13 protein-coding genes are annotated in these 13,101 nt (G+C 68.9%); 5 read left to right on the forward strand and 8 right to left on the reverse strand.

The genetic code is table 11. The annotated features are described in order from the left end of the window. The first annotated feature begins 248 nt into the window (after positions 1 to 248). Complete coding sequence (locus APZ21_RS04095) at positions 249 to 899, forward strand: TetR/AcrR family transcriptional regulator (protein WP_054811862.1); 651 nt, start codon at positions 249 to 251, stop codon at positions 897 to 899. Positions 900 to 929: 30 nt separating this feature from the next. Then, the gene (locus tag APZ21_RS04100) at positions 930 to 1,088 is read left to right on the forward strand and encodes a hypothetical protein (RefSeq protein WP_156370647.1); all 159 of its coding nucleotides are present in this window, start codon (positions 930 to 932) and stop codon (positions 1,086 to 1,088) included. A 391-nt stretch (positions 1,089 to 1,479) separates the two neighbouring features. Here the strand turns inward: APZ21_RS04100 and APZ21_RS04105 are convergent, their stop codons facing one another. From APZ21_RS04105 to APZ21_RS04115, 3 genes are all read right to left on the reverse strand, one after another. Continuing rightward, positions 1,480 to 1,953, reverse strand: a complete 474-nt coding sequence (locus APZ21_RS04105) for a hypothetical protein (RefSeq protein WP_054811864.1) — start codon at positions 1,951 to 1,953, stop codon at positions 1,480 to 1,482. Between the two features lie 406 nt (positions 1,954 to 2,359). Continuing rightward, entirely contained in the window at positions 2,360 to 2,860 is a 501-nt protein-coding gene (locus tag APZ21_RS04110) for an SRPBCC family protein (protein ID WP_054812022.1), read from the reverse strand. 30 nt (positions 2,861 to 2,890) lie between these two features. Continuing rightward, positions 2,891 to 4,018 carry an NDMA-dependent alcohol dehydrogenase gene (locus APZ21_RS04115; RefSeq protein WP_054811865.1) on the reverse strand — a complete coding sequence of 376 codons (1,128 nt, stop codon included), beginning with the start codon at positions 4,016 to 4,018 and terminating at the stop codon, positions 2,891 to 2,893. A gap of 98 nt (positions 4,019 to 4,116) precedes the next feature. Between APZ21_RS04115 and APZ21_RS04120 the strand changes: the two genes are divergently transcribed. After that, positions 4,117 to 4,713 (forward strand): TetR/AcrR family transcriptional regulator, encoded by a 597-nt coding sequence (locus APZ21_RS04120; RefSeq protein ID WP_082392823.1) that lies wholly within the window; start codon positions 4,117 to 4,119, stop codon positions 4,711 to 4,713. 10 nt (positions 4,714 to 4,723) lie between these two features. Here the strand turns inward: APZ21_RS04120 and APZ21_RS04125 are convergent, their stop codons facing one another. From APZ21_RS04125 to APZ21_RS04135, 4 genes are all read right to left on the reverse strand, one after another. After that, positions 4,724 to 6,067: a diacylglycerol/lipid kinase family protein gene (locus APZ21_RS04125; protein WP_054811867.1), complete on the reverse strand. Its 1,344-nt coding sequence runs from the start codon at positions 6,065 to 6,067 to the stop codon at positions 4,724 to 4,726. Further along, positions 6,064 to 7,782 (reverse strand): SulP family inorganic anion transporter, encoded by a 1,719-nt coding sequence (locus APZ21_RS04130; protein ID WP_054811868.1) that lies wholly within the window; start codon positions 7,780 to 7,782, stop codon positions 6,064 to 6,066. The genes APZ21_RS04125 and APZ21_RS04130 overlap by 4 nt, the downstream gene beginning before the upstream one ends. 10 nt (positions 7,783 to 7,792) lie before the next feature. After that, on the reverse strand, positions 7,793 to 7,924 hold the full coding sequence (locus APZ21_RS35960; RefSeq protein WP_275426180.1) for a hypothetical protein: 132 nt from the start codon (positions 7,922 to 7,924) through the stop codon (positions 7,793 to 7,795). 163 nt (positions 7,925 to 8,087) lie between these two features. Continuing rightward, entirely contained in the window at positions 8,088 to 8,747 is a 660-nt protein-coding gene (locus APZ21_RS04135; protein WP_054811869.1) for a TetR/AcrR family transcriptional regulator, read from the reverse strand. 153 nt (positions 8,748 to 8,900) lie between these two features. On the opposite strand from APZ21_RS04135, the gene APZ21_RS04140 reads away from it, so the two are divergent. Both APZ21_RS04140 and APZ21_RS04145 read left to right on the forward strand, forming a co-directional pair. Next, positions 8,901 to 10,313 (forward strand): NAD(P)/FAD-dependent oxidoreductase, encoded by a 1,413-nt coding sequence (locus APZ21_RS04140; protein ID WP_082392824.1) that lies wholly within the window; start codon positions 8,901 to 8,903, stop codon positions 10,311 to 10,313. A gap of 78 nt (positions 10,314 to 10,391) precedes the next feature. Next, complete coding sequence (locus APZ21_RS04145) at positions 10,392 to 12,158, forward strand: hydroxysqualene dehydroxylase (protein ID WP_054811870.1); 1,767 nt, start codon at positions 10,392 to 10,394, stop codon at positions 12,156 to 12,158. A 62-nt stretch (positions 12,159 to 12,220) separates the two neighbouring features. Here the strand turns inward: APZ21_RS04145 and APZ21_RS04150 are convergent, their stop codons facing one another. Then, positions 12,221 to 13,009, reverse strand: coding sequence for an SGNH/GDSL hydrolase family protein (locus APZ21_RS04150; protein WP_054811871.1), 789 nt, complete (start codon positions 13,007 to 13,009; stop codon positions 12,221 to 12,223). Between the last annotated feature and the right edge of the window lie 92 nt (positions 13,010 to 13,101).

Below are 13,101 nucleotides of genomic sequence, written 5' to 3' on the forward strand. Positions count from 1 at the left end.
GGATGAGCCCGTCGAGTCGGCCGGTGGGAGATGGCGCTATCACCGCCCAGGCCACGATCTCCGGGCACGCGGTGATGTCGGCAAACATGGGAACAGGCCAGGCGGGAACCTATCATCTTGCGTCTCACGGTTGACGCACACGCCTGAACTGGGTCGGCTTGGCAGAGATCGGCAGTGTTCGATGTGCATGATGACACAGGTTTCACAGCAAATTGGTGACCGGAGCGTGTCAGACGTAACGTGGATGCATGGCGCGGGCATACGACGAGCTCGATGAGCAAATTCTCGACGCGGCACTCACCCGTATTCTCCAGGTCGGGATTCGCCGGGCCAGTCTCGACGACATCGCTCGGCGCACGGGGATCAATCGCGTGACGATCTATCGCCGTTTCGCGGGCAAGGACAATGTCGTCGACGCGGTTCTCTCGCGCGAGATCGAACGCATCCTCGGCGAGGTCACCGCGATCACCAGATCCGCGCCGGATGTCGACACTCAGATCGAGGAGACGGTCCTCTACATCCTGCGGTTGACCCGCACCCATCCGCTGGTGGTCCAGCTCATCGAGGTGGCGCCGGATGAGGCGCTGTCGTTCTACACCGTGCGCGGCGAAGAGATGGTTTCCCAAGGCATCGCCTATATCTCCGGCATATTGGAGTCGGCTCAGCAGCGCGGCGCGATCCGTCGGTACGACACCCGTCCGGTGGCGGAGTTGGTTGCCCGGCTGGCGCATTCGCTGTTGCTCACGCCGCAGGCCGGTGTCGACTTCGCCGACGCCGATGCCGCGCGCGCCTTCGTTCGGACCACGATCGTGCCGATGATGAAATACGGTTTCCCCGCCGCCGCGGGCGGTGCGGGGGACTCCGATGTCTCGAGAGCTGACACCGCCGCCGGTGCTTGATCGAACTCGTTGCGCCACCGGACCATCGGTGTGATCGCGTCGCCGCTCGATGTCCTGACCTGGCTCGGGGGCGATTTCCGAATCGATGTCGATGGCGAACGCCTCACCGCCACAACGGAGTCCGCATCCGGCCGCGTGACGCCGGTTGTGTCGATGCACAGCGCCGACGCGGAGCGGATCGTGGCCTGACCAGGACTCGCCGTGTCCGGGCACGCCTTCGGCGGGCCGCGATTAGCATCGGTGGTGCGCTCGAATCGGTACGAGCGCCGGTGTCGGCGGGAAACCCCCCACCTCTCCCGACGGCACCCTCCTCGCCGCATATCCGGTGAGTTCCCGGCAGTTCGAGGATGCCGGTGAACCGCCGTCGAGGTGCGGCCGAATGCCCACCGGTCGACGATATGTCCCCCGTCGTCCGGTGGGCACCGGCCGTCGCAGGCCCGGTCGCCCACCTCCGTGCGGTCGGATCGACCGCACGCGAGCACGCCCGAATCCCCGGCCTGCTGGATGTGGACCGGGGAACCGAGCGTTCACTCCCGAATGAATCGTCCGGGGCGACAACGTTTGTCGCCCCGGTGCCGCGTCAGTTGTGCTCTTCGATGGGATGCGGCGCGCAGGCCAGGATGGCCACCTTCTTGCCCTCCGCGGCCTTCTGGGCGTCGGCCTCGCTGGCGAAGACCTCCACCGAGGCGTCCTCGAACATGCACGCGACCCGGGTCGCCGGATCACCCGGGGCCGTCTCGCTCGGAGCCGGGGCGGGCGTGGGCTCGCCCGGTGCGACAGAGGTCGGCTCGGGCACCGTGGTCTCGGTGGGCGTGGTCTCGGTCGGCGTGGCGCTCGGCGCGACGGTGGTCGGCGTTGCCGGGGTGCTGGTCGCCGAGGGGGACGTGGACGGCGTGGTGGTGGCGGGCGCCGGCTCGGTGGTCGGGGCGACGGAACTGGTGGCGGGACCGGGGGTGGGCTCGGCCGATGGCTCCGCGATCGCGGTGTGTGCCGCGAAACTCACAGCGGCCGTGGCGATTCCTGCCATGGCGAGGGTTCGGTAGAACTTCGGCATATTCGGTTCCTATCGGTTGGTGTGAACCTGCTCAGGGCAACCGGTCGGTGCAGCCAGCATATGGCCGCCGTGTTCGGCTCCGAGACGGTCCTGTGCAACCGACAACGTGTTCGGGCACGCGAATAGGCCATCGGCACAACCTGTGTGTGTGACGATGTGCGGACGCGACGTTGTCCACTCGAGAAGCACGATCGACCGCGGGTCCGCCGTGCGGCGCGGTCACGAATATCGTGCGTGCAGTAATGATCGCGGGTTCGCGGCCCGTTGTCGAATCCTCTGCGGGAAACCATGCGGCAGTTCGGCGGTCGGGCCGCCCTCGGGGCCCGCGATGCGCACGTCGGAGGTGAGATCGGCATCGACCGCGACTGCGGGCCCACGGGGCATGGTGTTTCGCGTGGGACGCGGATCAGTGTGCGGCGGTGGCGAATCGGGTGTCGGTGTAACGGCGAAGGTTCGCCAGGAACCGCTTGAACATGAAGTTCATGATCGGGGCGGACGCGAAGGAGAACAGTTTCGCGGGTCCGCGCAGACGATTGGCCAGCGTCCAGGTGAGACGGCAGCCGTCCGGTGTCGGCTCGATCCGGTAGTCCTCCAGGAATGCCTCGAGCGCGGCGGTCGAACACGCCTCGAAACGAAATGCCATGTGCTTACCGGGCTCCCAGGCCAGGAAGCGTTCCTCGCCGACGATGCCACCGCGCATGTCGACCGTGCGGGTGGTGCCGATGCCGTGCGGTCGCGGACTGGTCCAGGTCACGTTGGTGATCACGGTGGCCCAGCGCGGCCAGGGTTCGGCCTCGGCCAGAACGTCGAACGCCTGCTCGGGGGTGATCGCGAGATCGACGCTGTTGCTGAAGCGTCCGGGCGCGGTGTCGAGGAAATCCAATTCGACGGGCTCGCAGGGGTGCATGGTGGTCACGGTCGGTCCTCGAATCGTGGGTCAGCGGTCGTCGTCGGTGAAGCGGATGACGCCGCGAATGTTCTTGCCCTCGAGCATGTCCTGGTAGCCGTCGTTGATCTGGTCCAGTCGGTACTGCCGGGTGACCATGTCATCGAGGTTGAGTTTGCCCGCCTTGTACATCGCCAGCAGTTGCGGAATGTCGTAGTGCGGGTTGCCGCCGCCGAACAGGGTGCCCTGCAACCGTTTCTGCAACAGCGACAGCATCGCGATATTGAGGGTGGTCTCGTTTTCCACGAGGTTGCCCATCGCGGTGACCACACAGGTGCCCGCCTTGGCGGTGATGCCGAGCCAGGTGTCGACGTCCTTGCCGCGGGCCTCGCCGACGGTGACGATGACCTTCTTGGCCATACCGCCCGCGGTGATCTCCGCGCACGCCGCGGTCGCCTCCTCGATGGTGGCGTAGGCGTGCGTGGCGCCGAATTTCAACGCCTGCTCGCGCTTCCAGTCCACGGGGTCGACGGCGAAGATGTAGCGCGCTCCGCAGTGCACCGCGCCCTGGAGCGCGGCGGTGCCGAGTCCGCCTATGCCGATGATCGCGACATCCTCGCCCGGGCGGATGTCCGCGGCGCGGGTGGCCGAACCGTATCCGGTGGTGACACCGCAGCCGACCAGGCAGGCGACCTCGAATGGCACCGACGGGTCGATCTTGACCACCGATGCCTGATGCACCACCGCGTACGGGGCGAAGGTGCCGAGCAGGGTCATGGGGTAGACGTCGCGGCCGCGCGCGGTGACGCGGTGCGTTCCGTCGGTGACCGAGGTGCCCGCCAGCAGCAGCGCGCCCAGATCGCACAGATTGCGCAGACCCGCCTGACACGAGGGACATTTGCCGCAGGACGGGATGAACGACAGCACGACGTGGTCGCCGACCGCGAGATCCTCCACATCCGGTCCGACCTCGATGATGACACCCGCGCCCTCGTGCCCGCCCAGCACCGGGAACCCCGCCATCGGAATGCCGCCGGTGACGAGGTGGTGGTCCGAGTGGCACATGCCCGCCGCCTCCATCCGCACGGTGACCTCGTGGCGGCGCGGTTGGCCGATCTCGATCTCCTCGACCGTCCAAGGCTGGTTGAATTCCCAGATCAGGGCGCCCTTTGTCTTCATCGACGACTCTGCTTCCTACGCGATCGGTGTGACGGGCCGGAGCGGATATCCGTGGCGGCCGATTGAATCTTACAGGTGTAAAGCCTAGTGTAAACCTCATGTCTGAGGCAGCGATGGAAGCGATGTCGAGCCGTCGGGCGATCGCCGGACGGTCGGCCGAGACGGCGGATCGGTTGCTCGACGCCGGACTCGAGGTGCTGCGCGAGCGCGGATACGATCAGCTGTCCATGCGCGAGGTGTGCCGTCGCGCCGGATTGACCCACGCCACCGCCTACGGCTATTTCTCCGCCAAGCATCATCTCGTCGCCGAGGCGTTCTGGCGCCGCATCCGGCAATGGTCGAAGGCCCCGCTGGTCGGGGCGACTCCGCGGGAACGGCTCGCCACGGTATTCGACGAACTCGGCGCGCTGCTGGCCGCCGATCCCGAACTGAGCGTGGCCGCCTCGGCGGCGGTGCTGAGCCGCGACCCCGACGTGGCCCGGCTGCGGGCCCGCATCGGCGGCGCGATCGCCGACCGATTGCGCGTCGCGGCGGGCGAATCGTGCACCGACGCCGTCCTCGACGCGCTCAATATCGCGGTCAGCGGCGCCATGATCCAGGCGGGTATGAACTATTCGACCTACCCGGAGATGGCGCGGCGGCTGAGGTCGGTCGCGGAATTGCTGCTCGATGCGTCCGGGCGCCCGCCGGACTGACCGGCGCGGATCAGACGCCTGCCGCGTGGCGGGGGCGACGGGCCCGCTCCCGCAGGCGAATCCAGTCGACAGGGGGAGTCGCCGGGGGAACACCGGGACGGTTGCGCGGCACCCGGACCCGCAGCGCGCCCGGTCGAATCGTGCACCGCACCGGGGTCTCCAGCATCAGTGATTCACCGTCCACGCCGACCGGAATGCGATCGACGGCCGCGTCGACGACCACGTCGGCGGCGCTGCGCTGGACGAGTCGCCGCAACCGGCTCAGTCGCAACAGGTCGACGGCCTCGCGTGCGTTGGCGACCGAGACCGCCACCACCCCGAGCACCCCGCGGTCGAGCCGTTCGCGGCGGCTCGAGCCGGCCAGATCGCCGCTGCCATAGGGGTTGTTGCTCACCAGGACCGCCTGCGGACCGTCGACCACCGTCTCATCGATCCAGGCGCGCAGATGCGAAGCCGATTGTCCGGCAAGCAGATCGGGCAGCATATCGAGTACCGTCGCGGTCTTGTCGTCGCGATAGGCGGGACTGCGCACGAGCTCGGCGTATAGGCCGAAGGAGGCATTGTTGACGAAGGGACGGCCGTTGACGTTCCCGAGGTCGATCCGCAGTTCCACGCCGTCGATCAGGGCGTCGAGGCAGGTGGCCGGATCGTCGCGGTCGAGTCCGAGATCCATGGCGAAATGGTTGCGGGTGCCAGCGCTGATCACCAGGAAGGGCAGATCGTTGTCGGCGGCGACACCGGCCACCAGTGCCTGGGTTCCGTCGCCGCCCGCCACCCCGAGCAGGTCCGCCCCGCGTGCGACCGCCGCACGGGCCGCCGCCTCGACGTCGATGGCGTCCGATCCTTCCAACAGCAGCACTTCCGCGCCGAGATCGGCGGCCTTGCGGTGCAGATCGAACTTCGCCACCTTGCCGCCGCCGGAATGCGGATTCATGATCAGGAATGGTCTGCGCGGCGGCTCGACCGTGAATTCGGGCATCCCCGTGTCGGATTCGTCTCCGCCCAGCGCGAACCGCGCACAGATCAGCGCGAGCGCGGCCACGGCACACGACACCAGAACCACCCATAGCAGATTCGCGCGGATGTAGAGGACGAAGACGAAGACCGGCGCGGCCACGGCGATCACCAGCGCCCCCGCGCGCGGCAACCCGCGCCTGGCCAGGAACCAGTACACCGCCGCCACCGTCACCACCATGCCGACGATCCCGACCAGCAACAGTCCGGCGGTGCCGAGCAGTCCGGCGAACAGCACCGGCACCGCGACGGCGACCGCGGCGAGTACGAATACCGCCCGCGCCGACCACCGTCGGCTGCGGACGGCGGCGGCCTCGGTCGGGCGATCGGCTCGGTTCATGATGGGCTCGTTCCGGTCGAGGGCGGGGGAGTGCGCCGGTCGAAGGCGGTGACCGCGGCCTCGACGGTGGGGTAGAAGTGGGTCGCGTCGAAGCGGTCGGCGACGCCGAATCGGGTCAGGCGATCCTTGATCGGTCCCTTCATCTCGGCGAAGGCCAGGCGGATGCCCTTGCCTTCCAGATAGCGGTCGAGGTCGACGAGTTCGTCGACGGCGGTGGTGTCGAGTCCGGTGATCGGCTCGGCCGCCACGACCACCCAGTCGACCGGTGTCGGGGCGCGGGCCACCACCGCGCGCACGTAATCGTCGAAGATCCGGCCGTTGGCGAAGAACAGCGGCGCGTCGAAGCGGACCAGCACCAGACCGGGGATGCGCTGTCCTTCGGGATGTCGTTCGATGTCGTGGAAGCCGGGACGATCGGCGGTGCGCACCAATTCCGTCCGGTATGGCTGCCACGCCCGCACCACCACGGCCAGGAACGACAGGCCGATCGCCACCAGGATTCCCTCGAGCACACCGGCGAAGACGACGCCGAGGAAGGCCGCGACCGCGAGTGCGAATTCCGTCCCGCTCATATGCCACATGCGGATCATGCCGCGCACGTCGATGAGTGCGGTGGCCGCGACGATGACCACCGCCGCCAGCGCCGCGTCGGGCAGATACGCGGTCACCCCGGGCGCGAACAGGACGAACGCCAGCACCGCCAGCGCACCGACCACGCACGCGAATTGGGTTCGCGCGCCGCTCTGTTCGGCAACCGGCGTGCGGGAACCGCTGCCCGACACCGGGAAACCGCCGAACAGTCCGCCCGCGACATTGGCAACGCCGATCGCCTTCATCTCGGTGCTGCCGTCGACATCTTCTCCGTGGCGGGCTGCGAAGGTGCGGGAGAGGACACCGGTATCGGCGAAGGCGACGAGCGCGATGCCCGCGGCGGGGCCGACCAGATATCCGATATCGTGCAGACCGACCCCGCCGAACGAGGGCAGTGGCAATCCCGGCGGCAGTGCGCCGACCATGCCGATCTCGGTGTCGAGTTCGACGGCTGCCGACAGCGCGATGGCGGCGGGCACCGCGACCAGCACGCCGGGCACGGCGGGCAGCCAGATCTTGAACGCGACGATGACCGCCAGCGCGCCGATCCCGACTCCCGTGGCCACCGAGTCGAGGCGGCCGTCGAGGATCGCCCGCACGGATTCGGCGATCTCGCCGAGCACTCCGGTCGCGGTCACGGAGAAGCCGAGCAGTTTGGGCAGCTGGCCCACCACGACGATGAGCGCGATGGCGTTCAGATAGCCGAGCCGGATCGGCTTGGACAGCAGTTCGGTGACGAAGCCGAGCCGCAGGAATCCGCCGATAAGCAGGATCAGTCCGACGAGCACCCCGAGCACCCCCGCCAGCGCCAGCGCTCGCGCCGGATCGTCGGTGGCGGCCAGCGGCAGCACCGCCGCGGCGATGAGCGGGGCCAGTGAGGAGTCCGGCCCGAGGACGAGGATGCGCGACGGTCCGACCAGCGCGTAGGCGAGCAACGGGACGATGGTGGCGTAGAGACCGGCGTAGGCGGGCAGTCCGGCCGCCTCGGCGTAGCCCATACCGGCCGGAATCAGCAGTGCGGTCAGGACGAGTCCGGCGGTGATGTCAGGACGTAGCCAATCGCGGTGGTAGGTCCGGGCCGTCGCGATCCCGGGCAACCGGCTGATGCCCGTGCTCCAGCGCACCGGCCGACCCCTAGGGCGCGAGGCGGGCCGGCCACTGCGCGCCGGTCAGCGAGATCGTCATGGGCAGGTCCTCGAGGAGGCCGAGTTCGACCGCGAGCACGGAACCCGGGATGGGTCGGACACGGCGCACTCCTGTCGACATCGGGCCGGACTCGCCGATTGTCGTCCGGTCGCCGCAGGGAATCATCACCTGTTCCGGGTGAAGCCACGGTCGCGGTCGTAACGCTCCGGCACGGCGATGGATCTGATGGGTCCGGGCCTGCGACGACGCGGGGCGGAGTGCGTGTCGTCGCGGACCCGGCAGGCTAGGGCTCAGTACGATTCGGCGCCCGATTCGTGCCATAGGTGATGAGCAGGATCGCCCGGCCCAGCGTGCTCGCCAACCGCTCGTCCTCGATCGGCGTGTCCGCGCCGAAGACCGTGGTCATCGAGCGTTCGACCATCGCGGTGAGCACGATCGCCGTGGCGGGGATGTCGAGATCGGCTTCTACCCGTCCGCTGTCGCGTTCCGTGCTCAGCCGTTCGCAGACGACCTGCATGAATGCCCGCACACGCGAACGCCAGTAGTGCCCGACGTCGCGGTCGTAGGCCGAGACCTCGGTAAGGGCCATGAGCAGCAGCCGGTGGCGGCGGAATCCGGAGATCATCCGTTCCATCGCCTCGACGACGCTGCGTTCGGCGTCGGTATGGTCAGCGCGCCACCAGTTCTCGGCCGCGTCGAACAGATCCTCGGTCGCCAGGTCGGCCATGCGGATGAGCAGTTGTGACTTGTCCGGGAAATGACGGTAGAAGGTCGAGCGCGCGACGTTGGCGGCGGAGGCGATGCGCTGGACGGCGAGTTCGGTATAGGGCGTTCCGTCGGCCATCAGCCCTTCCAATGCCTGGAGGACCTGTTCCTCGAACTCGTTGCGGCGCTCGTCGGAGTGATTGCGGCGGCTCACCGTGACTCGCGTCAGCGACGGCATCGGTGAATTTCTGTCGAGTGCATGGGTCCCATTGTGCACATCCACAATTCGACGATCGTCCCGATTCCGCCGATACACCGGTCGCGGCGGGTGTAGCCTCCACCCATCAAGAAGTAGGACATAGCGTCCGAGACATAGTGACCGGAGTGTTCGATGGGTTCCGTCTCCGCGGTCGAAACGGCCGATGTGGTCGTTGTCGGCGCACGATGCGCAGGTTCCGCGACGGCCGTCGCGCTCGCCCGCGCGGGCCGTCACGTCATCGCCGTCGATGCCGCGGCCTTCCCCTCCGACACCCTCTCCACGCATCTGCTCTGGCCGGCGGGCGTCGCCGAACTGCGCCGGATGGGCGCGCTGGACCGAGTGCTCGGCCTCGGCGCGCCGCCGCTGACCACCGCGCTGGCCGCGGGCTCGGGCTACGAGATCCGCGCGCGTTTTCCCGAGGTCGACGGCGTCGACTACGCCCTGTGTGTGCGGCGCGTCGGACTCGACGCCGCGTTGGTCGCCACCGCCCGCGCGGCGGGGGTCGAGGTCAGGGAGCGATGCCGGGTAACCGAGGTGATCCGGGACGGCGATCGGGTCGTTGGCGTGCGCTACACCGATCGTGAGCGCGGCGAACGGGAAGTGCGCGCGGCGCTTGTCGTAGGCGGCGACGGCCGCCGCAGCACGGTCGCCCGCGCGGTGCGCGCCGACCATCCCTACCGCGACGAGACGAGCGGTCGCAGTTGCTATTTCGCCTACTGGACCGATCCGCACCCGACCCGGCGGCGGGTCGCGGCGCAGTGGCGCGTCGGCGCGCTGCTCGGCACCGCGTTCCCGTGTGACGACGGCCTGGTCCTGTGTCTGGTGCAGCCGCCGGTCGACTTCGGGCGGCGGCGGCCCGCGCACGAGGTCTACCGCGAGGCGGTCGACGCCATCGCGCCGCTCGCGCACCGTCTGCACGGCTGCGAGATGGTGGGTCGGGTCCGGTCCGCCACCGATCTGATGTCGTATTTCCGAAGGTCGTCCGGACCGGGCTGGGCGCTGCCCGGTGACGCGGGCCATTTCAAGGATCCGGTGACCGCGCAAGGGATTCGGGACGCGCTGCGCTACGGCAGGCTGCTCGGCGAGGCGGTCGCCGATGTGCTCGACGAGCCGCGTGCACTCGACGCCGCGCTGCGCGAGTGGGAGGACCGACGCGAACGCGAATGCCTCGGCATGTACCGCTGGACCAATCGACTCGCGCGCGGAACGGCGATGGGGCCGTTGGAGATCGAGCTCTACCGCACCGCCACCCGCGACACCCGGCTCGCGGCCGCCACCCTCGAGGTGATGTCGCGCACCCGCCGCCCGACCTCGGTGCTCGGCCCGACCGGTCTGGCCGGTCTGGCGGCCCGTGCCTTCCTGCGCGCCGACGGTCGTCGCCGGGAAGCGCTGACGCAGATCGCCGACGAGGTCCGCGATCTCGCCGAGGCGTCGCTGCGGCCCATCGGCGTCGCCGTGCAGTCCGTGCTCGGCGACCGGACCGTCGGCCTGTCCGCGCTCGCGGAGACGCACGCGCTCGGCGAGCCTCGCCGCACCGCCTCCTGAGCTCTTCTCGCTCACCACCCGTCCCGTAGCCGCTCCTACCGCAGCACTGTTCCTTTCGCACTATTCGGGAGATCAACGATGAACAACCGTCGTGCCACCGCATTGCCCGCGACCGTCGACCGCAGAACCGTTCTACGCGGCGCCGTCCTGGCCGGAGCCGCACTGGCGACCGCCGGGACGGCCGCCACCGGTCGCGCGCAGCCGTCGGGTCGCGATGTCGCCATCTTCGGCGGCGGGATGTCGGGCCTGTCGGCCGCGCACGAACTGTGCGAGCGCGGCTACCGGGTGACCGTGTACGAACCGTCCTACCTTGGCGGCAAGGCACGCAGTCTCGGGGTGCCCGGCACCGGCAGCGGGGGACGGCTCGACCTTCCCGGCGAGCACGGGTTCCGCTTCTTCCCCGGTTGCTACCAGCACGTGCCCGATACGATGTCGCGAATCCCGTTCGCGGGCAATCCGAACGGCGTGCGCGACAATCTGGTCCGGGTCGAATCCGCGGTCGTCGGCTTCCGCGACCGCCCGCCGATCTTCGCCCCGGTCGGGCTGGACGGCATCACCCAGTTGACCCCGCAACTGATCCAGTCGTCCATTGTGTCCGCTTTCGGATTCATTCCTGAACTCCCGCCCGCGGAACTGGCCTTCTTCGGCAAGCAGATGACCATGTGGTTCACCAGCTCCACCGAACGCAGATTCGGCCAGTTCGAATACGTCTCGTGGGAGGACATGCTCCAGGCCGAGGGCAAGTCGCCCGCCTACCGCGAGTACCTGGTCTCGGCACTGACCCGCATCACCGTCGCCGCCAAACCGCATCTGAGTTCCGCGCGCACCATCGGCACCATCGGCCAGGCGCTCATGCTCGCGGGCACCGGACTGTATCCGCAATACCGCGGCGGCGCCGACCAGATCCTCAACGGCCCGACCAACGAGGTGTGGATCGACCCGTGGGTGACGTATCTGCGTTCGCGCGGAGTGGAATTCGTCGTCGGCCCCAGGCTCACTCGGCTGCATCTGAACGGCGGCCGGATCAGCGGGGCCACCGTGCACGACGGCGGCGCGGCGCGAACGGTGCAAGCCGACTGGTATCTGTGCGCCATGCCGGTGGAGAAGACGGTCGACGTCCTCGGCGACGACATCCTCGATGCCGACCCGCATCTCGCGGGTATGCGCGAACTGATCAGCGACTGGATGGTCGGCATCCAGTTCTATCTCACCCGCCCGACCGATCTGCCCGAAGGCCACATCGCGGCGCTCGGCTCGCCGTGGGCCATCACCGCACTGCGGCAGGCGCCCATGTGGCCGGTCGACTTCCCGAGCCGCTACGGCGACGGGACGGTCATGGAATGTCTCAGCGCCGATATCTCCGACTGGGATTCACCGGGTCTGCTGTTCGGCAAACCCGCCAAACAGTGCACCGCCGAGGAAGTGGCGCAAGAGAGCTGGGCACAGCTGAAACGCTGGCTCAACACCTCCACGAATTGGCTGCGCGACAGCGATATCCACTCCTGGCACCTTGACCCCGGCATCACCTGGTCGGGCGGGGTCACCCACAACGAGACGCCGCTGCTGGTGAACACGATCGGCTCCTACGACCACCGACCGACCGCGCACTGCGCCATCCCGAACCTGTTCTTCGGCGGGGACCACGTCCGCAACAACATCGATCTCGCGACGATGGAGGGCGCGAACGAATCCGGCCGCAGCGCGGCCAACGCCATCATGGACGCCGCCGGTGACCCCGGGGGGCGCGCGACCATATTCCCGCTGGTCGAGCCCGCGGAATTCGCCCCGCTGCGCGCATTGGACGCGGACCGCTATCGCGCGGGTTTGCCGCACCTGTTGGCCTGACCGCGGTCACCGCGGGGTCGGGGCACCGTCGCCGCCGGAATCCGACGCATTCCGGCGATGGCTCACGGCAGGACGGGCAGCAGGTCGGGGCGCTTGGCCGTCACGCCGTCGCCGGCGGAGCGCCCCGCGGCGCGGCGAGCGGCCCACGGCAGCAGATATCGGGTGGCCCACCGCAATCCCGCACCCATCGAGCGCGCGTACCCGCGCTCCGGGAACGGCAGCGGCTCGCGCCAGCTGCCGTCGGACCCGGGCAGCGCGAGCGCGTCGGCGACCGCGCGGGCCAGCAGATCGTGACCGAGCGGATTGAGATGCAGGCGGTCCTCGGCCCACACCGCGGGATTGCCGGTCACCTCCGCGGTTTCGATGTCAACGAGGACGACGCCGTGTTCCTCGGCCAATTCGCGCACATCGTCGTTGAGCGCGTAGATGCGCGCGGAGAGCGGACGCGCCGGCGGTATCACCGCGCCGAGATCGGGAAAGGTGAAGCTCACCACCGTCGCGCCCGATCCGACGAGCGCACCGAACACCGTGTCGAGTTCACGCAGCAACCCGGCACGGCTCGCACCCGGACGGATCAGGTCGTTCATCCCCGCCAGCACTGTGACCAGGTCCGGGCCGAGAGCCAGTGCCGCGTCCAGTTGTTCGGCGCGAATGGCCTCGATCCGGCGACCGCGCACCGCCAGATTCGCGTACAGCACGTCGGGACAGGCCGCGCCGAGCAGTTCGGCGAACCGGTCGGCCCAACCGCGATATCCGCCCATGCCGTCGGGATCCCCGACGCCCTCGGTCTGGCTGTCGCCGATGGCGACGTAGCGGGTGAAGGGCCGCCGGGGCGCGAGGTCGGTATCCACATTCGCTCCCGCGGGACCACACGCACCCGACCGGCGAGGACCGTCCCACACTCGTCGGCCGGCGTCACGTGTCCGCGTGACGCGAGTCCATC

It is taken from the genome of Nocardia arizonensis (assembly GCF_001310275.1).
GTDB classification, from domain to species: Bacteria; Actinomycetota; Actinomycetes; order Mycobacteriales; family Mycobacteriaceae; genus Nocardia; species Nocardia arizonensis.

Bases quoted from the DNA above. Each gene is read 5' to 3' on its own strand.
- APZ21_RS04095 (WP_054811862.1), top strand. From the start codon at position 249: ATGGCGCGGGCATACGACGAGCTCGATGAGCAAATTCTCGACGCGGCA.
- APZ21_RS04105 (WP_054811864.1), bottom strand. From the start codon at position 1,953: ATGCCGAAGTTCTACCGAACCCTCGCCATGGCAGGAATCGCCACGGCC.
- APZ21_RS04110 (WP_054812022.1), bottom strand. From the start codon at position 2,860: ATGCACCCCTGCGAGCCCGTCGAATTGGATTTCCTCGACACCGCGCCC.
- APZ21_RS04115 (WP_054811865.1), bottom strand. From the start codon at position 4,018: ATGAAGACAAAGGGCGCCCTGATCTGGGAATTCAACCAGCCTTGGACG.
- APZ21_RS04120 (WP_082392823.1), top strand. From the start codon at position 4,117: ATGTCTGAGGCAGCGATGGAAGCGATGTCGAGCCGTCGGGCGATCGCC.
- APZ21_RS04125 (WP_054811867.1), bottom strand. From the start codon at position 6,067: ATGAACCGAGCCGATCGCCCGACCGAGGCCGCCGCCGTCCGCAGCCGA.
- APZ21_RS35960 (WP_275426180.1), bottom strand. From the start codon at position 7,924: ATGTCGACAGGAGTGCGCCGTGTCCGACCCATCCCGGGTTCCGTGCTC.
- APZ21_RS04135 (WP_054811869.1), bottom strand. From the start codon at position 8,747: ATGCCGTCGCTGACGCGAGTCACGGTGAGCCGCCGCAATCACTCCGAC.
- APZ21_RS04140 (WP_082392824.1), top strand. From the start codon at position 8,901: ATGGGTTCCGTCTCCGCGGTCGAAACGGCCGATGTGGTCGTTGTCGGC.
- APZ21_RS04145 (WP_054811870.1), top strand. From the start codon at position 10,392: ATGAACAACCGTCGTGCCACCGCATTGCCCGCGACCGTCGACCGCAGA.